Origin of the sequence: Glycomyces mayteni (assembly GCF_042428885.1) — a bacterium.
In the GTDB taxonomy this organism is placed as follows: Bacteria; Actinomycetota; Actinomycetes; order Mycobacteriales; family Micromonosporaceae; genus Glycomyces; species Glycomyces mayteni.
Map to the genome: position 1 here is coordinate 382,412 of NZ_JBHMBP010000003.1, position 20,090 is coordinate 402,501.

17 protein-coding genes are annotated in these 20,090 nt (G+C 71.1%); 4 read left to right on the top strand and 13 right to left on the bottom strand.

The annotated features are described in order from the left end of the window. Positions 1 to 2: 2 nt before the first annotated feature. The 7 genes from ACFFXY_RS14310 to ACFFXY_RS14340 all read right to left on the bottom strand — a co-directional run bounded on the left by ACFFXY_RS14310 (position 3) and on the right by ACFFXY_RS14340 (position 9,050). Complete coding sequence (locus ACFFXY_RS14310; protein ID WP_382351542.1) at positions 3 to 1,868, bottom strand: SCO2524 family protein; 1,866 nt, start codon at positions 1,866 to 1,868, stop codon at positions 3 to 5. A gap of 101 nt (positions 1,869 to 1,969) precedes the next feature. Further along, positions 1,970 to 2,494, bottom strand: a complete 525-nt coding sequence (locus tag ACFFXY_RS14315; protein WP_382351545.1) for a GNAT family N-acetyltransferase — start codon at positions 2,492 to 2,494, stop codon at positions 1,970 to 1,972. Continuing rightward, a complete protein-coding gene (locus ACFFXY_RS14320; RefSeq protein ID WP_382351548.1) occupies positions 2,491 to 2,892 on the bottom strand; it encodes a DUF4233 domain-containing protein in 402 nt (133 codons plus the stop codon). Before ACFFXY_RS14320 ends, ACFFXY_RS14315 begins: the two co-directional genes overlap by 4 nt. Beyond that, positions 2,885 to 4,222: a bifunctional folylpolyglutamate synthase/dihydrofolate synthase gene (locus ACFFXY_RS14325; protein ID WP_382351551.1), complete on the bottom strand. Its 1,338-nt coding sequence runs from the start codon at positions 4,220 to 4,222 to the stop codon at positions 2,885 to 2,887. Before ACFFXY_RS14325 ends, ACFFXY_RS14320 begins: the two co-directional genes overlap by 8 nt. 59 nt (positions 4,223 to 4,281) lie before the next feature. Then, entirely contained in the window at positions 4,282 to 6,900 is a 2,619-nt protein-coding gene (locus ACFFXY_RS14330; protein WP_382351554.1) for a valine--tRNA ligase, read from the bottom strand. Positions 6,901 to 6,942: 42 nt separating this feature from the next. After that, positions 6,943 to 7,878, bottom strand: coding sequence for a methylmalonyl Co-A mutase-associated GTPase MeaB (gene meaB, locus ACFFXY_RS14335; protein WP_382351557.1), 936 nt, complete (start codon positions 7,876 to 7,878; stop codon positions 6,943 to 6,945). Then, positions 7,878 to 9,050 carry an acetyl-CoA C-acyltransferase gene (locus ACFFXY_RS14340; protein ID WP_382351560.1) on the bottom strand — a complete coding sequence of 391 codons (1,173 nt, stop codon included), beginning with the start codon at positions 9,048 to 9,050 and terminating at the stop codon, positions 7,878 to 7,880. Before ACFFXY_RS14340 ends, meaB begins: the two co-directional genes overlap by 1 nt. 42 nt (positions 9,051 to 9,092) lie before the next feature. On the opposite strand from ACFFXY_RS14340, the gene mce reads away from it, so the two are divergent. The 3 genes from mce (at position 9,093) to ACFFXY_RS14355 (ending at position 12,907) form a co-directional block, all read left to right on the top strand. Then, a complete protein-coding gene (gene mce, locus ACFFXY_RS14345) occupies positions 9,093 to 9,521 on the top strand; it encodes a methylmalonyl-CoA epimerase (RefSeq protein WP_382351562.1) in 429 nt (142 codons plus the stop codon). A gap of 215 nt (positions 9,522 to 9,736) precedes the next feature. After that, a complete protein-coding gene (locus tag ACFFXY_RS14350) occupies positions 9,737 to 10,936 on the top strand; it encodes a cell division protein DivIVA (RefSeq protein ID WP_382351565.1) in 1,200 nt (399 codons plus the stop codon). 174 nt (positions 10,937 to 11,110) lie between these two features. Beyond that, positions 11,111 to 12,907 (top strand): DivIVA domain-containing protein, encoded by a 1,797-nt coding sequence (locus ACFFXY_RS14355; RefSeq protein WP_382351568.1) that lies wholly within the window; start codon positions 11,111 to 11,113, stop codon positions 12,905 to 12,907. A gap of 71 nt (positions 12,908 to 12,978) precedes the next feature. On the opposite strand, the gene mmsB is transcribed toward ACFFXY_RS14355, so the two are convergent. The 3 genes from mmsB to chvE form a co-directional block, all read right to left on the bottom strand. Continuing rightward, complete coding sequence (mmsB, locus tag ACFFXY_RS14360) at positions 12,979 to 14,274, bottom strand: multiple monosaccharide ABC transporter permease (RefSeq protein WP_382351571.1); 1,296 nt, start codon at positions 14,272 to 14,274, stop codon at positions 12,979 to 12,981. Beyond that, positions 14,271 to 15,824: a multiple monosaccharide ABC transporter ATP-binding protein gene (mmsA, locus tag ACFFXY_RS14365; RefSeq protein WP_382351574.1), complete on the bottom strand. Its 1,554-nt coding sequence runs from the start codon at positions 15,822 to 15,824 to the stop codon at positions 14,271 to 14,273. The genes mmsB and mmsA overlap by 4 nt, the downstream gene beginning before the upstream one ends. Before the next feature lie 99 nt (positions 15,825 to 15,923). After that, positions 15,924 to 17,012, bottom strand: coding sequence for a multiple monosaccharide ABC transporter substrate-binding protein (gene chvE, locus ACFFXY_RS14370; RefSeq protein ID WP_382351577.1), 1,089 nt, complete (start codon positions 17,010 to 17,012; stop codon positions 15,924 to 15,926). Positions 17,013 to 17,351: 339 nt separating this feature from the next. Between chvE and ACFFXY_RS14375 the strand changes: the two genes are divergently transcribed. Then, positions 17,352 to 18,659 carry a protein kinase domain-containing protein gene (locus ACFFXY_RS14375; RefSeq protein ID WP_382351580.1) on the top strand — a complete coding sequence of 436 codons (1,308 nt, stop codon included), beginning with the start codon at positions 17,352 to 17,354 and terminating at the stop codon, positions 18,657 to 18,659. Positions 18,660 to 18,692: 33 nt separating this feature from the next. On the opposite strand, the gene ACFFXY_RS14380 is transcribed toward ACFFXY_RS14375, so the two are convergent. The 3 genes from ACFFXY_RS14380 to ACFFXY_RS14390 form a co-directional block, all read right to left on the bottom strand. After that, positions 18,693 to 19,460 (bottom strand): alpha/beta hydrolase, encoded by a 768-nt coding sequence (locus ACFFXY_RS14380; protein WP_382352008.1) that lies wholly within the window; start codon positions 19,458 to 19,460, stop codon positions 18,693 to 18,695. Positions 19,461 to 19,572: 112 nt separating this feature from the next. After that, a complete protein-coding gene (locus ACFFXY_RS14385) occupies positions 19,573 to 19,854 on the bottom strand; it encodes an Rv1322 family protein (protein ID WP_382351583.1) in 282 nt (93 codons plus the stop codon). A 3-nt stretch (positions 19,855 to 19,857) separates the two neighbouring features. Next, positions 19,858 to 20,085 (bottom strand): hypothetical protein, encoded by a 228-nt coding sequence (locus tag ACFFXY_RS14390; protein ID WP_382351586.1) that lies wholly within the window; start codon positions 20,083 to 20,085, stop codon positions 19,858 to 19,860. Positions 20,086 to 20,090: the final 5 nt, after the last annotated feature.

Here is a 20,090-nt window from a genome sequence, read left to right on the forward strand (position 1 = left end):
CGTCACACTCCGGTCTCGGCGTCGCGGCCGGCCGAGATGAGCCGGTCGAGGTCGATGAGGGCCTTGACGCCCAGGGAGAACGCGGTCGCGGGCCGCTCGTCCACGACCTCCTTCGCATGGCGGATCGTCAGCCCCACCGACCGGATCTCCTGCGCCAGCGCGGGCCCGGCGTTCCCGGAGCCGCGCAGCAGCTCCTGGTCGTAGATGTGCTCGGCCTCCACGAGGAGCTCGTGCGCCAGGGTCTCCAGGCTGCGGGAGCGGGCGGGTTCGGAGCCGGCGAACTTCGCGGCGAGGACCATGGCCTCGACCACGCGGATGGTGAAGTGCCAGGACGGGTCCTCGAACCAGTTCGGCAGCTCGGTGAAGACCTGCTTGGGCTGGTCCCACAGGCGCGCGGCGCCGCCGTCGCGGATGCGCCTGCGCGCCAAGTGGTCCCAGACGAGGTCGGCGACTTCGAGGAGTTCGGCGCGGGCGTCGATGGTGACCAGGAGCCCGGCGGCGTTGTAGATGCGCTTGAGCAGCAGGGGCGCGAAGTCGACCATGTTCCAGATCATCGCGGGGCCGTCGAGCTTCTCGATGCCCGCGAGTTCGGCCTTCACCCCGGGGAAGTGCATCTCGATGGACCGGTCGCCCACGAGGGGGCGGCGGGTGATGCGGCCGCGGTTGGCGAGTTCGACCAGGACGTCGGCGAGGCGGATGAGGTCGTCGTCGCCGCCGCGGCTGGAGCCGAAGGTCTCGGTGGCGACGGCGCAGACCAGGAGCGTGTAGTAGTCGTACTCCAGGCCGTCGGTGGTGCGCCAGGGGACGTCCTCCAGGGGCCATTTGGAGCCGCCGCCGAAGGACGCGACCATGGCCCAGTAGCGGCGGGTGACGTCGAGGCGGATCTGGAGCGACTGGGCGAGGCGGCGCTCCTCCTCGGTGAGGAGGTTGCGGCGCATGACGAGGTCGGAGTAGAGGGTGGCGATGGCCTCGATGGCGACCACGGTGAAGTAGAGGTACGGGGCGTCCTCGGCGCGGCCGGTGCGCTGGGTGGAGGTGTCGGAGACGTCGGGGATGTCGGGGGCCTTCTCCACGACGGACCAGGACCAGCCGATCTCGAAGAGCTTGGTGGGGGCCTCGACGCCCGCGGTGCCGCCGGAGCCGACGGTGATGGTGCGGAGGGTCGCGATGATCTCCTCGGCCTCTTCCCTGAAGCGGCGCACGATCTTGCGGTCGGGCTGGCCGTCGACGTTGATGAGGGCGATGAGCTGGCGGCCGAAGTCGTCGTCGGCGTCGAAGGTGGAGACGGCGAAGGACCGCAGGAGGCCGGTGATAGCGCCGAGGAGGCGGCGGTGGACGGTCTGCTCGACCTGCGCGAGCTCGTTGACGAGGTCGGCGCGGCCCATGCGGTCGACGGTGGGCGAGAAGTCGGCGAGGAACGTGAGGGCGGTGAGGCTCAGGGGGATCGCGAGCGCGAAGCCCTCGGTGACGTCGATGGCGCGCTGCTCGGCGGTGGCCTTCTGGCTGCGGTCGACGCGGTGCATGTTGGAGCCGCCGGAGTAGACGGGGACGCCTTCGGCGTCGACGTGCTTCTCCATGTAGTCCCTGATGAGCCGCATGATGCGGATGGGGATCTCCACGGCGTCGCCGAGTCCGGAGAGCGCTTCGAGGACGGCGTCGCTGGTCGCGTCGGGGTCGGCGTAGCGCAGGTCCTGGAGTTCCTGGGCGGGGTAGAGCAGGCACAGGAGCTGCTGGGCGTCGCCGACGGCGTCGGAGTCGTTGCGCCCGCCCCAGTGCCACTCCTTGCGCCGGGAGCCGTCGTCGGCGGGCCGCCAGCTGTAGGCCACCTGGGCCTTCCAGATGTCGAGGAGCTGTTGCCGAGGCTGCATCTTCACAGGGGATCACCGCCGTGCGCTCTGGGCCGAAACGGACAGCTTCACTATGTCACGCCCAAGCGACGCAATCGGACTCGCAGAACGCGTTCTGTCGGCTACCCGACAGACCGCTTCTCGTAGACGCGGCAGGGCACCTCGTGCACCGGGACGACGGTCTCGCGTTCGAGGCTCATGCCGAGCTTCTCGGCGACGCGGACCGAGGCCGCGTTGTCGGCGTGGATGCAGGAGACGACCCGGTCGAGGCCGAGCTCCCCGAAGGCGAAGCCGACGACGGCGCGGGCGGCCTCGGGGGCGTAGCCGCGGCCCCAGCGGTCGCGGGCGACGCGCCAGCCGACCTCGGTGGCCGGGAGGATCTCGGGCAGGAACGAGGGGGTCGCGAGGATGCCGAGCCCGACGAGGTCGCCGGTCGCCCGCTCGGTCACCGCGAACGCGCCCCAGCCGTGCTCGTTCCAGTGGGCCGCGGCCTTCGCGCACAGGGCCTCGGTCTGCTCCAGGGTGCGCGGCTCGCCGGACCCGATGTAGCGCATGACCTCCGGGTCGGCGTTGACCGGGGCGAGGGCCGCGGCGTCGCCGGCGGCCAGGGGCCGCAGGAGGAGCCGTTCGGTTTCGAGGACGGTCATCGCTTCGGGGGCTTCGCGAGCTGGCGCTTCACCGACCAGCAGTAGGCCCACACGAGCGCGAAGACGATCCCGGCGACGCCGAGGGACCAGTGGAGGGGCCAGCAGGCGACGACGGCGAGCTGGAGGACGGCGCCCGCGGGCCAGACCCACGGGCGCTTCGCCATGCCCGACAGGGCGATGCACAGGACCACCAGGACCACGATCGCGATCGTCGCGGGGGCCGGGTCGTCGAGGATCATGCGCATGGGGACGATCGCCATGAGCAGCGCCAGGGCCTCGAAGACGAGCGCGAGGGCCGCGAGGCTGCGGGCGGCGCGCTCGGGGTCGCGCAGGCCGGAGCGGTTCGGGTCGAGCGCCTCGGGGGCGGCGTCGGGGGCCGGGCCGTCGGGGTCAGCCACGGCGGCCGACCAGGATCTTGCGGGCGTCGGCGACGGTGAAGACCGAGCCGGTGACGAGGACGCCGCCGCCGGACTCGTACAGGTCGTCGGCCTCCTCGGCGAGCTCGATGCCGCGGGCGACGGCGTCGCGCAGGTGCGGGTAGACGTGGACGCGCTCCTCGCCGAAGACCTCGACGGCGAGCTTCGCGAGGGTCGCCGCGGGCATGGCCCGGTCCGAGGAGGACTTGGTGACCACGATCTCGTCGAGGACCGGCTCCAGGAGTTCGAGCATGTGGTCGACCTCCTTGTCGGCGAGCATGCCGACGACGCCGACGAGCTTGCGGAAGTTGAACTCCTCCGCGACGGCCTTCGTCATGGCCTCCATGCCCGCCGGGTTGTGCGCGGCGTCGAGGATCACGGCGGGCTCGGAGCGCACGACCTCCAGGCGGCCCGGGGAGGTGAACTCCGCGAACGCCTGGCCGACCACTTCGGCGTCGAGGGCCTTCGGCTCGCCCGCGCCGAGGAGCACCTCGACGGCGGCGAGCGCGAGGGCCGCGTTGTGCGCCTGGTACTCGCCGTGGAGCGGCAGGAACAGGTCCTGGTAGCGGGCGGCGCGCGTCTCGATGGTGAGGAGCTGGCCGCCGACGGCGACCTCGCGGGCGGTGACCTCGAAGCCGCGGCCCTCGGGGACGAGCTTCGCGCCGACGGACTGGGCGCGGCGCAGCAGCGGCTCCATCGCGGACCGCTCCTGCACGGAGGTCACGAGCGTCGAGCCCTCGTGGACGATCCCGGCCTTCATGGTCGCGATCTCCGCGAGCGTCTCGCCGAGCCACTTGGTGTGGTCGATGCCGATCGGGGTGATGACGGCGACCTCGGCGTTCAGGATGTTCGTGGAGTCGGTCTCGCCGCCGAGGCCGACCTCGATGACGCCGACGTCGATCGGGGTGTCGGCGAAGGCGCCCATGGCGAGCGCGACGGTCATCTCGAAGTAGGTGAGCGGCTCGGACGCCTCGCGGTCGACGAGCTCGGCGAGCGGCGCGATCTCGTAGTACTGCTGGGCGAGGCGCTCGGGGCTGATGGGCTCGCCGTCGACGTTGATGCGCTCGGTGACGTCGTTGAGGTGCGGCGAGGTGAACATGCCGGTGCGCAGGCCGTGCCCGCGCAGGAGCCGCTCGATCATGCGGCTGGTCGAGGTCTTGCCGTTCGTCCCGGTGATGTGGACCGAGCGGAACGACCGCTGCGGGTCGCCCATGAGGTCGAGCAGCTGCTTGATGCGGTCGAGCGTGAAGTCCCAGCGGGAGAACCCGCGGGACTCCAGCGCCGCTTCGACCTGCGCCAGTTCGGCGTTCAAAGTGTCAGTCCCCCAGTGAGAAAGAGGAGGCCGGGGCCGGATGCGGCCCCGGCCCCCGCCTAAGCGAGTCGTGCGAGCTGCGCGGTGGCGCGGGCGATGTCGGCCTCGGCGGTCGCCTTGCGCGCCTTGATCTTGTCGACCACGGCGTCAGGGGCCTTCGCGAGGAACGCCTCGTTGCCGAGCTTCGCGGCCGTCCCGGCGAGCTCCTTCTCCGCGGCCTTCAGGGCCTTTTCGAGCCGCGCTCGCTCGGCGGCGACGTCGATCGTGCCCGACGTGTCGAGCGCGACCGCGGCCTGGTCGGAGACGGCGAGCTCGGCGGTGGGCGTGAAGCCCTCGCCCTCGGCCTCCAGCCGGACGAGCGCGCGGATGAGCGGCTCCTGGTCGGCCAGGCCCGCCGCGTCCAGGCCCGTCAGGCGCGCGGGCACCGGCTGGCTGGGCTTGACGCCCTGGTCCGAGCGGAAGCGCCGCACCTCGGTCACGAGGTGCTGGAGGGCGCCCACGAGGCGCTCGGCCTCGTCGTCGGCGCCCGCCGCCGTCGGCCACGCGGCCACCGTCAGCGAGCCGCCGTCCTCCTCGGTCCCGGTGAGCGTGAGCCACAGCTCCTCGGTCACGAACGGGATCACCGGGTGCAGCAGGCGCAGGAGCTGGTCGAAGACGTGGCCGATGACGCGGCGGGTCTCCTCCGCGCGCGGCCCGCCCTCGGCGAGCACCGGCTTCGTCAGCTCCAGGTACCAGTCGAACACGTCGTCCCACGCGAAGTGGTACAGCGCGTCCATCGCCTTCGCGAACTCGTACTGCTCCAGGAAGGAGTCGACGGCCTCCACGGTGTGCGAGAGCCGCGAGAGGATCCACCGGTCGATGAGCGACGGGTCGGTCGGCAGGTCGCCGTCGACCGTGGCGCCCGACATGAGCGCGAACCGCGTCCCGTTCCACAGCTTGTTGCAGAAGTTCCGGGAGATCTCGGCCAGGCCGATCGAGGCGATGCCGTCGGCGCCCGGGTTGGCGTCGCGGGCGAGCATGAACCGCAGCGCGTCCGCGCCGTACCGGTCGACCACTTCGAGCGGGTCGATGCCGTTCCCGGAGGACTTCGACATCTTCTTCCCGTGCTCGTCGCGCACCAGGCCGTGCAGCACGACCTCCGCGAACGGGGCCTTGCCCATGGCGTACGTCCCGAACATCATCATCCGGACCACCCAGAAGAAGATGATGTCCCAGCCGGTGATGAGCGCCGCGGTCGGATAGAACTTGTCCAGCGCCGGAGTCTCCTCCGGCCACCCGAACGTCGAGAACGGCCACAGGCCCGAGGAGAACCACGTGTCGAGCACGTCGGGGTCCTGCACGTAGCCCTCGGGCGCGGTCTCGCCCGGTCCCACGCACACCTCTTCGCCGTTCGGGCCGTACCAGATCGGGATGCGGTGGCCCCACCACAGCTGGCGCGAGATGCACCAGTCGAGGAGGTTGTCCACCCACGAGAAGTAGCGCTTCTCCATCTCCGGCGGGTAGATCTTCGTCTCGCCCGAGCGCACCGCGTCCCCGGCGAGCTTCGCGAGCCGCTCCACCTTCACGAACCACTGGAGCGACAGGCGCGGCTCCACCGTGGTGTCGCACCGCTCGCAGTGGCCGACGGCGTGCACGTACGGGCGCTTCTCGGCCACGATGCGGCCCTCGGCGCGCAGCGCGGCGGCGATCGCCGAGCGGGCCTCGAACCGGTCGAGCCCCTCGAACGGCCCGTGTGCGGTGATGACGCCGCGCTCGTCCATGATGAGGATCGACTCCAGGTCGTGGCGCTGGCCGATCGCGAAGTCGTTCGGGTCGTGCGCGGGCGTCACCTTCACGGCGCCGGTCCCGAACTCGGGGTCGACGTGCGCGTCGGCCACGATCGGGATGCGGCGGCCCGTGAACGGGACCTCCACGGTCGTCCCCAGGAGGTGCTTGTAGCGCTCGTCGTCGGGGTGGACGGCCACGGCGGTGTCGCCGAGCATCGTCTCCAGCCGGGTCGTGGCGACCACGATCGACTCGTCCCCGTCGCCGTAGCGCATCGACACGAGCTCGCCCGCGTCGTCCTGGTGCTCCACCTCGGCGTCCGAGAGCGCGGTCATGCACCGCGGGCACCAGTTGATGATGCGCTTGGCACGGTAGATCATGCCGTCGTCGTACATGCGCTTGAACATCGTCTGCACGGCGGACGAGAGCCCGTCGTCGAGGGTGAACCGCTCGCGGTCCCAGTCGACGCCGTCGCCGATCTTCTTCATCTGCGAGGTGATGCGCTCGTGGTAGACGTCCTTCCACTCCCACACGCGCTCGATGAAGCCCTCGCGGCCGAGGTCGTGGCGGGACAGGCCCTCCTTGTCGGCGAGCTGGCGCTCCACCACGTTCTGCGTGGAGATGCCGGCGTGGTCGGTGCCGGGGAGGAACAGGGCCTCCTTGCCGCGCATGCGCTCGCGCCGCACCATCCAGTCAATGAGGGTGTGGTTGAGCGCGTGCCCCAGGTGGAGCTGCCCCGTCACGTTCGGCGGGGGGATCACGATCGCGTAGGGCTCGCGGTCGGAGTCGTCGGCAGCCTTGAACCGGCCGTCGGCTACCCACTTCGCGTAGCGTCGCGCCTCTACCTCTACGGGCGCGTACGTCTTCGGCAGGTGGGTTTCCGGGGCCGGTGTCTGCTCAGCTGCGTCTGTCACCGTTCCAGTCTACGAAGCCGCATGGTGAGAAGGCGAAGAGGTTTAGCCGGTGTCGCCGAGAACGCTCCGCGCGGCCGAGGCGACGTCGGTCTCCCCGTTCGCGACGGCCTCCGCCAGCGCGTCCGTGACCCGGTAGCGGCGGCGCAGGTCGGCGTCCACGCGGGCGCGGATCTCGGCGGCGGCCCGCTGGCGGCGCTTGAGGGCGAGCCGGTCGCCCTCGGAGAGCCAGTCGCGGTGCTTGCCGATGGCGGCGACGAGGTCGTCGATGCCCTTTCGCTCGGAGGCGACGGTGGTGCAGACGGGCTGGCGCCATTCGCCGGGTTCGCGGCGGACGAGGCTCATCATGGCCTTGAGGTCGCGGACGGTGCCGTCGGCGCCGGGCCGGTCGGCCTTGTTGACGACGTAGACGTCGGCGATCTCCACGACCCCGGCCTTGACGGCCTGGATGCCGTCGCCCATGCCGGGGGCGAGCAGGAGGAGCGTCGTGTCGGCGAGCGAGGCGATCTCGACCTCCGCCTGGCCGACGCCGACGGTCTCGACGATGACGGTGTCGAAGCCGAGCCCTTCGAGGAGGCGCACGCCCGCGGTGGTGGTGGCGGTGAGGCCGCCGAGGTGGCCGCGGGTGGCGATGGAGCGGATGTAGACGCCGGGGTCGAGGGCGTGGTCGGCCATGCGGACGCGGTCGCCGAGGATCGCGCCGCCGGTGAAGGGGCTGGAGGGGTCGACGGCGAGGACGCCGACGCGCAGGCCCTGCTCGCGCCAGGCGGCGATGAGCGCGGACACGAGCGTGGACTTGCCGACGCCGGGCGAGCCGGTGATGCCGACGATCTGCGCGTCGCCGCCCTTGACGAGCCTCGACAGCTCGGGGGCGGCGGCGGTGTTGTTCTCCACGACGGTGAGCAGGCGCGCGGTGGCGCGGCGGTCGCCGGCGCGGGCCGCGGCCACGAGGTCGGCGAGGGCGGGTTCAGTGCGGGCCATCAGGCTCCCTTGAGGACGATGGCGTCGCCCTGGCCGCCGCCGCCGCAGAGCCCGGCCGCGCCGAGCTTCCCGGGGGCGAGCTGGCGGGCGAGGGTCTGGGCGAGGCGGGCCCCGGAGGCGCCGATGGGGTGGCCGAGGGCGATGGCGCCGCCGTCGGGGTTGACGCGGTCGAGGCCTGCGCCGAGGGTCTCGGCGGAGGCGAGGACCACGGCGGCGAAGGCCTCGTTCATCTCGATGACGTCGAGGTCGGCGACCGTGGCGCCCGCGAGGCCGAGGGCCTTGGCGATGGCGCCTGCGGGCTGGTCGAGCAGGGAGTTGTCGGGTCCGGCGACCGTCGCGTACGCGAGGATCTCGGCGGTCCAAGCCCAGCCGTTGGCCTCGGCGGTGGACTTGCGGGCGAGGACGAGCGCGGAGGCGCCGTCGGAGATCTGGGACGCGGAGGCGGCGGTGATGGTGCCGTTCTCGGTGAACGCGGCGCGCAGTTGCGCGAGGCCCTCGGGGGTGGACTCGGGGCGGACCCCTTCGTCGGCGTCCACGTAGCCCTTGCGGGTCTCGACGGGGGTGATCTCCTCGGCGAGGCGCTCGGCGGCCTTGGCGGCCCGCTGGTGGGACTCGGCGGCGAACGCGTCCTGGGCCTCGCGGGTGATGGCGCGGCCCTTGAGGTGGCGCTCGGTGGACTCGCCCATGGAGATGCCGTCGTAGGCGTCGGTGAGGCCGTCGTGGGCGAGGTGGTCGAGGAGGACGGCGTCGCCGTACTTGAAGCCGCGGCGCGAGCCGGGCAGCAGGTGCGGGGCGCGGCTCATCGACTCCATGCCGCCTGCGACGACCACGTCGGCGGCGCCGCCGCGCAGGATCTGGTCGGCGAGGCCGACGGCGGTGAGCCCCGAGAGGCACACCTTGTTGACGGCGAGGGCGGGCACGCGCATCGGGAGCCCGGCGGCGACGGCGGCCTGGCGGGCGGGGTTCTGGCCGCACCCCGCGGACAGGACCTGTCCGAGGAGGACCTGGTCGACCAGGTCGGGCGCGACGCCCGCGCGTTCGATGGCGGCTCGGATCGCGGTCCCGGCCAGGTCGGTGGCCGGGATGTCGGCGAGCGCCCCGTTGAAACGCCCGATGGGTGTCCGGGCGGCGGCGAGGATGACTGTCCTGTCTTCAAAAGCCGTGTCGTTCATGGCGGACCTCCGTTGGTCGATTCGCTCGATACGCTCGATCGTATGACTTACACGGACGGAATCGGATTGCGGCGCATCGATCACGTGGGCATCGCGGTCCCCGACCTCGACGCGGCCCTGGAATGGTACGAGGGCGCGCTGGGGGGCCGGGCGGTGCACCGGGAGGTCAACGAGGCGCAGGGTGTCGTGGAGGTCATGGTCGCGTGGCCCGAGGGGGGCGCGCAGGTGCAGCTGCTCGCGCCGCTGACGCCGGAGTCGACGATCGCGAAGTTCCTGGGGTCCAAGGGCCCCGGTCTCCAGCAGCTGGCGTTCACCGTCGAGGACGTGGAGAAGGCCGCGGCGGTGCTGCGCGCGAGGGGCGCGCGGCTGCTGTACGACGAGCCGCGCGGGGGCACCGCGGGGTCGCGGATCAACTTCGTGCACCCGAAGGACGCGGGCGGCGTCCTGGTGGAACTGGTCGAACCCGCTTAGGGCCCTTGCAGGTCAGGAACCCGCATCACCGGCAGTGTCGGATAGATGACGCCATTCGGGTGATACCTGGAGGACACCGAAACTTCACCGCGTTCGACATCCGTGTCGTTCCAAGGGATTCGCCCGATTTGCGGCTAGTGTTGCGGGTGGTTCGACCTCCACAAACCCCTGACCTTGCTGTCGACATTCGCAGTCGCGTCTGCAAGTATTGGTCCATGTCGCAGCAGCCCTCCAGCAGTACCTTTTTCGACAACGACCAATCGGTGCCGGAGTTCCCCGTGCAGTTGCGGGGGTACGACCGTCACCAAGTGGATGACTTCATCCAGAAGAACATCGCCAAGCTGACGCAGACCGAGCAGCAGCGGACCGAGGCCGAGCAGCGGATGACCGACGCGCAGCGTCGCCTGCGCCAGGCCGAGCAGCGCATCCAGGGTCTTGAGCAGCGCCTCGCCGAGCAGCAGAAGCAGCTTGAGGAGAACACGCGCCCGACCCTGTCCGGTCTGGGCACACGTGTGGAGCAGATCCTGCGTCTGGCCGAGGAGCAGGCCAACGAGCACCGCGCCGAGGCGAAGCGCGAGACCGAGGGCATCCTCTCGGCCGCCCGCCTTGAGTCCCGCGAGATCACCGACGCCGCCCGCGGCGAGGCCGGCTCCCTGAAGCAGAACGCCGAGCGCGAGGCCAACGCCCTCCGCACCCAGGTGGAGCGCGAGGTCGCGGAGCTGCGGACCAACGCCCGCCGCGAGTGCGAGACCCTCCGCGCCGACGCCGAGCGCGAGACCAAGCAGCTGCGCACCGCGACCGGCCACGAGGTCGCCGAGCTCAAGGCCTCCGTCGAGCGCGAGGTCGCGACCCTCCGCGCCACGGCGGACCGCGAGATCACCCAGCTGCGCGCCAAGGCCGCCCGCGAGGCGGAGGAGAAGCGCGCCGAGGCCGCGAAGCTCTTCGCCGAGGCGAAGGAGAAGCGCGACAAGGACCTCCAGGCCCTCGACCTCGAACTGGCCGAGCGCAAGGAGAAGGCCGAGCGCGAGGAGTCGGAGCGCCACACCCGCGCCGTCGCCGAGACGCAGAAGCTCGTGTCGGACGCCGAGAACCGCGCCCGCGACGCCGAGGAGCGCGCCAAGTCCGCGGAGACCCGCGGCGAGGAGAAGCGCTCGGAGGCCGACAAGTACGCCGAGGACACCACGTCCAAGGCCAAGAAGGACGCGAACAAGCTCGTCACGGACGCCAAGTCCGAGGCCGAGCGGCTGCTCGCCGACGCCAAGTCCGACGCGGAACGGGTCACCAAGGACGCCGAGACCAAGGTGTCCGAGCTCACCGCGAAGCGCGACCAGGTGCAGGAGACCCTGCGGAACCTCAGCGGTCTGGTCAGCGGCGCCCTCGGCGGGGCGCTCGGGCAGCAGGACGGCGACAAGTAGAAAAACCCGACGAACAAGTAAACCTGGCGAATCCGCGTTACCGTCGAGACCTACGACAGTGAAGAATGATCGTAGGCGTAGGTCGACGGTGGAGGAACCACAGCTCGGCCGCGTCCCGTCACATCCGGTCCCTATCCGGAGGTGGCGGGACGCGGCTTACGTGAGGATGAGGGCATGGCGCGTGAAGACAGACTCGACGATTCCGAACTCCTGACCGGCTTCGATGAGGGCGGACCCATCGACCGGGGGTTCGAGACGGCCCTGCGCGGCTACGACAAGCGGCAGGTGGACCGGTACCTCCAGCAGATGCAGCTCCAGATGGACACATTGGCGGGGGAACGCGCCGAGGCGCTCGCGCAGATCGACCGGCTCGTGGTCCAGATCCAGCAGTTGCAGGCGCAGATCCAGGAGCTGCGGCGCCGCAGCGCCGCGGGCGACAACGCCTCCTACCGGCACCTCGGCGTGCGCATCGAGCACATGCTCACCCTCGCCGAGGAGCAGGCCGAGGAGATCAAGGCCAACGCGCACGCCCAGACCCAGCACCTGCACCAGCGTGCCGACCAGCGCCTGCGCGAGGCCGAGGCGCAGATCGAGCAGGCCCGCAAGGACTTCGAGACCACGCTGAAGGCCCGCCGCGCCGCCGCCGAGAAGGCCGAGGCCGACCGCCGCGCGATCATCGACGCCGAGATCAACAAGCGGGCCCGCGAGGCCCAGGCGATGGTCGACCAGGCGAAGGAGCGCGCCGCCGCCCTCGTCGCCGAGGCCGAGCAGGACGCCGAGAACAAGCGGGCCGCCGCTGACGAGCAGACCCGGCAGCTGGTCGCTCACGTCGAACGCCTCCGCACCGAGGCCCAGCAGCTCAAGGACGACGCCGCCCTCGCCTCCGAGCAGGCCGTCGCCGAGGCCCGCGAGAAGGCCGACCGGATCGCCGCCGAGGCCGAGGCCGAGGCCGAGCGCAAGCGCGCCGAGCACGAGGCGGAACTGCGAGACCTGCGCACCGAGGCCGTCGAGAACCTGGAGCGGTTCAAGCAGGAGACCGAGACGTTCGCGCAGACCGTCCGCACCGAGGCCGAGAACGAGTCCACGCGCCTGCGCGCCGAGGCCGCCGACAACGCGACCCTCACCCGCACCGAGGCCGCCGACGAGGCCAAGCGGCTCCGCCAGGAGGCCCAGCGGCGCGTCGAGGAGGCCGAGGCCGAGGCCCAGCGCGTCACCGCCGAGACCGAGGAGAAGGTCGCGGCCCTCGCGGCCGAGGCCGCCGAAGCCGCCCGTCTCCAGCGCGAGACCGCCGAAGCCGAGGCCCTGCGCCTCACCGAGGAGACCGAGCGCGAGACCCAGCGCCTGCGCGACGAGGCCGCCGACGCGAGCCGCCAGGAGCGCGAGGCCGCCGAGACCGCCGCCCGCCGCCTCACCGAGGAGACCGCCGCCGAGACCGAGCGCCTCCGCGGGGAGGCCGCCGCCGAAGCGGACAAGATCACCGCAGAGGCCGCCGCCGAGGCCGCCCGCATCCGCGAGCACGCCGACCAGGCGAAGGTCGAGGCCGAGGCCGACGTCGAACGGGCCCGCGCCGAGCTCGCCGAGATCGAGGCCGAGCGCGAGCGGCTCGTCGCCGAAGCCAAGGCCCAGGCCCAGAAGATCCTGGAGCAGGCGAACCTGGAGGCCGAGCAGGTCCGCAGCGAGCGCGACCAGTACGTCTCGGAGGCCGAGAAGAAGGCCGACAACGCCAAGCGCCGCGCCGAGGAGCTCTCCAAGTCCGCCAAGCAGACCGCGCGGCGCGACTCCGAGGCGATCCTCTCCACCGCCCGCGCCCAGGCCAAGAAGCTCGTCGAGGAGGCCCGCGCCGGCCGCACCGAGGAGCCCCAGGACGCGCCGGTGAACAAGCCCGCCGCCAACAACGGCCGCAAGCGCCCGCAGAACGGCGGCAAGCAGGCCAGCAGCAGCGAGGCGGCCGAGAAGGTCTCCTCCTCGTAAGACAGGGACACGGAAGGGCCCCGCACCGATCCGGTGCGGGGCCCTCCTGCTACCGAGGGGAGCCTCGGTCCCTAAGTGCTGGAAGCCTTCTCGGGCTCCTTCGCGTCGGGTTTCGCCGCCCGCTTGGCCTCGCCCGAGCCCCCTGGGGTGACCCCCACGAGCGGGACGTTGCCGCCGCCGGTGGCGCGCTTCTTGTTCCACACGTCGAACAGGACCGCGGCCAGCACGACCAGGCCCAGGATGACCTGGACGGTGTCGGTCGCGATGCCGAGCACGGTCATGCCCTGGTTCATGATGCCCATGACCAGGCCGCCGATGACGGCGCCGATGATGGTGCCCACGCCGCCGGTGACCGACGCGCCGCCGATGAACGACGAGGCGATGGCCGACAGCTCCAGCGTGTTGCCCGCGCCCGGCGTCGCCGAGTGCAGGCGGGCGGTCACGATGACGCCGGCCAGGCCGGCCATCGCGCCCATGATCACGAACACCCAGAACGTCGTCTGCTTGGTCTTCACACCGGAGAGCAGCGCGGCCTTCTCGTTGCCGCCGCCCGCGTAGATGTGGCGGCCGAACACGGTGCGGTTCGCGATGAACGTGAACAGCAGCACCAGCGCCAGCAGGATCCAGCCGATGATCGGCAGGCCCTTGTACGAGTAGAACGTGTACGCGGCCACGACGATGACCGCCGCGACGACCACGGTCTTCACCAGCCACCCGATCTGGGAGGAGCCGGCGATCCCGGCCTTGTTCTGGCGGGCGCGCCCGCGCACCTGGAAGAACACCCACAGGACCGCGCCCAGCAGGCCCAGCACCAGGGTCGGGATGCGCAGCTCCACGCCGCCGACGTCGTACCCGGAGGCGAGCGTGTTGAACGTGCCCGTCGTGCCGATGGTCTCGGCGTCGAGGACCTTCAGGGTCAGGCCGCGGAAGATGAGCATGCCCGCGAGCGTCACGATGAACGCCGGGATGCGCACGTACGCGATCCAGAACGCCTGCCAGACGCCGATGAGCGCGCCGATGCCGATGGCGAACAGGACCGCCGCCCACCACGGCCAGTCCCAGCGCGACAGCGCGATCGCCGACATGGCGCCGGAGAACGCGAGGACCGAGCCCACCGACAGGTCGATGTGGCCGTTGACGATCACCAGCATCATGCCGATCGCGAGGATCAGGATGTACGAGTTCTGGAGGATCGCGTTGGTGAGGTTCTGCGCCGTGATGAAGTTCTGGTTCTGGATCGCCACGGAGAGCACCTGGAACAGGATCATGATCAGCACGAGCGCGACGATCATGCCGTAGGCGCGCAGGTTGATGTTGCGCAGCGCGCCGAGCAGGCTCGGACGCGGCTTGGTCTGGACGGTGGTCATTGGCGTTGCTCTTCTCCCCCGCTGGCGGTCTCAAGGGTCATGAGGCGCATCAGCTCTTCCTGTGTGGCATGTTCCCGGTCGACCTGACCGGTGATGTGCCCGGCGCTCATCGCGTAGATGCGGTCGCACATGCCGAGCAGCTCGGGCAGTTCGGAGGAGATCATGAGGACCCCCTTGCCCTGGTCGACCAGCCGGTGGATCAGCTCGTAGATCTCGTACTTCGCGCCGACGTCGATGCCTCGCGTCGGCTCGTCGAGGATGAGCAGCTCGGGTTCGGTGAACACCCACTTGCCGAGCACGATCTTCTGCTGGTTGCCGCCGGAGAGGTTCCCGGCGAGCGAGTGGACCGACGGCGCCTTGACCCCGAACTCCTTGCGGAGGCGCTCGGAGACCGAGTCGACCCGGTCCTGGTCGACCACCCCGCGCTTCGACAGCTTGTGGAGGCCGGGGAGGGTGAAGTTCTCGCGCAGGTCGTAGTCGAGGTGCAGGCCGTAGTGCTTGCGGTCCTCGGTGGCGTAGGCCAGGCCCGCCTCGATGGCCTCGGGGACGTTCCGCAGCTGGACCGCCTTCCCGTCCATGAGCGCGGTGCCGGAGATGTTGGACCCCCAGCTGCGCCCGAACAGGCTCATGGCGAACTCGGTGCGGCCCGCGCCCATGATCCCGGCCAGGCCCACGATCTCGCCGCGGGCGACGTTCAGCGACGCCCCGTTGACGATGACGCGCTGGCGCTGGTCGGGGTGGTGGACCGTCCAGTCCTTCACCTCGAAGAAGACCTTGCCGGTCTTCGGCTCGTGCGGCGGGAACAGGTGCTCCAGGTCGCGGCCGACCATGGCCTTGATGAGCCGGTCCTGCGTGACCGCGTCGGCCTCGGTGTCGAGCGTCTCGATCGACTTGCCGTCGCGCAGCACGGTGATCCGGTCGGCGACCGCCAGCACCTCGCCCAGCTTGTGGGAGATGATGATGCTGGTGACGCCCTCCTCGCGGAGCTGCCGGAGCAGGTCGAGGAGGTTGTCGGAGTCGGTGTCGTTCAGGGCCGCGGTGGGCTCGTCGAGGATGAGCAGCTTGACGTCCTTGGAGAGCGCCTTCGCGATCTCGACGAGCTGCTGCTTGCCGACGCCGATCTTCTCGACCAGCGTGGCCGGGCTGTCCTGGAGGCCGACCTGCGCCATGAGGCGGGCGGCCTCGGCGTTGGTGCGGTCCCAGGAGATGATGCCGCGCTTCTTCTGCTCGTTGCCGAGGAAGATGTTCTCGGCGATGGAAAGCTCGCCGACCAGGGCGAGCTCCTGGTGGATGATCACCACGCCGGAGGCTTCGGAGTCGCGGATGCTGCGGAACTCGGCGGGCGCGCCGTCGAACTCGATCCCACCCTCGAAGTCCCCGTGCGGGTACACGCCCGACAGGACCTTCATCAGGGTCGACTTGCCGGCGCCGTTCTCGCCGACGAGTGCGTGGATCGTGCCCCGCTTGACCCCCAACTCGACCCCGGACAGTGCGAGCACGCCCGGGAACCGCTTGGTGATCCCCCGCATTCGGAGGATGTCTTCAGACATTGATTCGTCCTATTTGGAGAATTGGACTGCTCTGGGGAGAGAGGTTCGGGGGCACCCTAGGCGTGCGGGGCGCCCCCGAGAGCAAGGGTTGCGGGTCGGCTACTGGAGCTGGTCCTCGGTGATGTAGCCCGAGTCGATCAGCTCGGCCTGGTAGTTCGTCGCGTCGACGCTCACCGGCTCCAGCAGGTACGCCGGGACGACGTGGTCGCCGTTGTCGTACGTGGTGTCGTCGTTGATCTCCGGGTCCTTGCCCTCAAGGATGTCCACCGCCATGTCGACGGTGACCTCCGCGAGCAGGCGGGTGTCCTTGTAGACGGTCATCGACTGGGTGCCGGCGATGATGTACTTCACGGAGTCGACCTCGGCGTCCTGGCCGGTCACGATCGGCATCGTGGTGTAGCCGGCCCCGTCCAGGGCGGCGATGATGCCGCGGCTGATGCCGTCGAAGGGCGCCAGCACCGCGTCGACCTGCTGGCCGGCGGTGTAGAACGAGGTGAGGATGGTCTCCATGCGGTCCTGGGCGACGGCGCCGTCCCAGTTCTCGGTGGCGACCTGCTCCAGGTCGGTCTGGCCCGAGAGGACGACGAGCTGGCCGCCGTCGATGTAGGGCTGGAGGACCGCCATCGCGCCGTCGAAGAAGTACCTGGCGTTGTTATCGGTCAACGCGCCCGCGAACAGCTCGATGTTGAACGGGCCGGCCTCGCCGGCGTCCAGGCCCAGCTTCTCGGCGATGTAGGTGCCCTGGAGCGTCCCGACCTTGGTGTTGTCGAAGCTGGTGTAGTAGTCGACGTCCGGCGTGTCCAGGATGAGGCGGTCGTAGGCGATGACCTTGATGTCCGCCTCCTTCGCCTGCGCCAGGGCCCCGCTCAGGGACTTGTTGTCGATCGCGGCGATGACCAGCACGTTGACACCCTGGCCCACCATGGTCTCGATCTGGGAGACCTGGTCGGCGGCCACGTCGTTCGCGTACTGGAGGCTCACCTCGTAGCCCTTGTCCTCGAACGCGGCCTTCAGGTTGTCGCCGTCCAGGATCCAGCGCTCGGAGGTCTTCGTGGGCATCGCGATGCCGACCTTCTTGCCACCGCCCGAGCCCGAGTCGCCGTCCTCGGACGCGCAGGCGGAGGCGACGAGGGCCACGGCGGCCGCGCCGATGGATCCGGTAAGCAGGTGGCGTCGGTTGACGTTCATCTGTTAGTACTCCTTCGTACCGGGCGGTGCCGGGGCATGACCGACGTCGCCCTGGGGTCAAGACGGATTCGATAGTTCAACGTTTTTCCACAACCGTCAACAGCGGATGCGTCTCGTGTCCGAATCGTTGCTTTTCCAGTTCACCGAATTCCGACACTCGATCCCCACAGGGCACATCGGACTCCGGACGGGATCAAGGATATGACCGTGCGTACCGGTTCGGTCACCCTTTCGTGCCACATCCGGATGGCCGACTACCGCTCGACCGATCGGATGGGATAGCCTCACATTTAGTGCCAAATCACGACACCGATCAGCGGACCCCCTGAGGAGGTGAGGATGTCGAGCACCCAGACCGTCGGACCCGCCGCCGTCGACCGTTTACTGCACCGGGACGCGGTGTGCAGCGTCTTCAGCGGCACCGTCGCGGCCGACCCCGCCGACCTCCTGTGCGTGACCGTCGCGCACGAGCGCGTCGACGGCTCCCGGCGTGAAGTCTTCCTCGAATGGGCCGCGAAGCTCACCGGCCTCCCCGCCCATCCCCATCTGTCCCCCAGCTCGGCCGTCGGCCTGACCGAGAACGGCCGCCCGTACCTCGCGGTGGGCACGGCGCGGCGCACCCTCGCCGACCTCCTCGCCGACCAGGGGCCCATGCCCCCCGGGCAGGTGCGCGCCCTCGGCGTGGCCCTGAGCGACGCCGTCGCGGTGTACCACCGCGCGGGCCTCATCCACGGCGCGATCCAGCCCTCGCACATCCTCGCCGGGTCCGGGCACCACCTCCAGCTCACCGCCTACGACGTCACCGCCCCCGTCCTGGCGGCGCCCCTGCCCCCCTCGCCCTACACCGCCCCCGAGCACCTCGACGCCGCCGTCGCGGGCGAGGTCGCCGCCAGTCCCGCGGGCGACGTGTACGCGCTCGCCACCGTCCTCTACGCCGCCCTCGGCGGGCGGCTGCCGTGGGTGCGCCACGCCCGCGAGGACGCCGCCGACCCGCTGCTGCGCGCCGCCCCCGTGCCGCACGTGCCCGGCGTCGTCTCGGACCTCACCGACCTCATCGGGGCCGCCCTCAGCCCCGACCCCCGGCGCCGCCCCACCGCCGACGTCTTCCGCGAGCACCTGACCCGCATCCCCCTCGGCGGCCCGCTCGCCCCGGGCCCGCGCCCCGACGCGGTGGCCGCCGGCCTCCTCCCTCGGCGCGGGCTGCGCCCCGTGACCGTGGCGCTCTCGACCGAGCTGGCGCCCTACCGGCCGGGCCGCGAGCGGGTGGGCCTGCGCCCGCGCCTGCGCTCGATCGCCACCGCGACCGCGGGCATCGCCCTGACGGGAGCGCTCCTCGGCGGGGCCGCGCTCGCGACCTACGCCGCGACCAATCCGGAGAGCACCGGCACCGTCTGCACCGATCCGGCCGTGCTCGGCATGCGCATCAGCGAGCAGCTTGAGGACGGCGAGGTCGTGGAGAGCTGGTGCGCCGACGGCGGCGGCTATGTCGCGGCCACAGTGGACTATCCGGGCGGGTCGGGCGGCGACGGCGAGGGCTCGACCGAGCGCCGCGTCTGGCGCATCGAGGGCGAGGACCTCGTGGCCGTCACCGGCTGCACCGACACGGCGATGCCCCCGAGCATCATCGAATTCCTCGAATGCGTCTGAGCCCGGGGGCGGGTCGGCGGACCTGAGTGCAGGTCAGTCCCGCTCGGGCTTGGGCAAGAAGCCGCCGAAGGCGGCCACGGTCTTGTCGGCGTAGGCAGAGGTGTCGCCGCGCTCCATCGGTCCGTCCCATGTGGTCGGCAGCGGGCCGTGCCCGGGGAGGATGCGGGAGACGATGCGGTCCAGGGCCTCTTCGGCCTTGCCGACCCACAGGTGCCCGCCGCCGGGGATCTCGACGACCTCGGCCTGCGGGACGGCGGCGAAGCGGCGCTTGGCCTCCGGGTACTGGAGGTAGTCGTCCTGCTCGGGGATGAGCGCCAGGAGCGGGCGGCCGTCCTCGGCCCACCGCTCCAGATCCTCCTCTTTGGAGTAGCGCAGGGGCGGGGAGAGGAGCACCGCGCCCTCGACGCCGGGCTCCAGGCCGTACTTGAGGGTGAGGTCGGTGCCGAAGGACCACCCGACGAGCCACAGCCGCGGGAGCTCGGCGAACTCGGCGTGCTCGACCGCGGCGGCGAGGTCGAAGCGCTCGCCCACGCCGTGGTCGAACGCGCCCTGGCTCTTCCCTTGCTGCGACTCGGTGCCGCGCGTGTTGAAGCGCAGCACCGCGATGTCGGCGAGGGCGGGGAGCCGCCACGCGGCCTTGCGGAAGACGTGCGAGTCCATCATGCCGCCGTGGGTGGGCAGCGGGTGGACGCACACGATGGTCGCCACTGGCTCGCGGTCGGCGGGCAGGGCGAGTTCGCCGACGAGTTCGAGCCCGTCGGCGGTGTGGAGCGTGAGCGCCTCGCGTCTGGCGGGGAGCATGCTCGCGGATCTGATGACAGCCACGCCGGAATTATCCCCGCCGAGGCCCGTGCGGGGCCACCCGCTGTGTCGCACCCCTCGCCGCGTGGGTTCCTACCGTCCCTAAACGGGCTCAGCGCCAGCGGCCGGGCTTGCGGCGGTCGCGGGCGTTCCAGCAGCCCGTGTGCCAGTGGCGGCGGTCGTCGCCGTCGCCGTCGTCGGCCCATGCGACGACGTGCGGTGTGCCCGGCTGGATCTCAAGGTCGCAGCCGGGGCACCGGTAGACCTTCTCGGCGCCCGCGCCGGGGATGCGGCGCACGCGGACGGGGCCGCCGGGACCCTCGACGAGGCTCGGGTCCTGGGCGCCGGAGGTCGGCCGCCGGGGCGAGTCCCGGCGGCGGTTCTTTCGGGGCACGGTCTAAGCGGGTTTGGCGTCGTCTTCGGCCGCCGTCGCGGCGGCCGTCGCCTCAGCGGCGGCGGCCTCGCGCGCGACGCGCTCGTTGAGCCGTCTGACGTGCTTGTTCATCCCGCGGATGAGGAAGATCGTCACGACGACGAGGAAGACGGTCACGAACAGCCCGAGCGGCCCGGCCATCGCCTGGTCGCGTTCCGGCCCGAACTCTTGTGCCAGGATCTCGATTCCCACGGTCC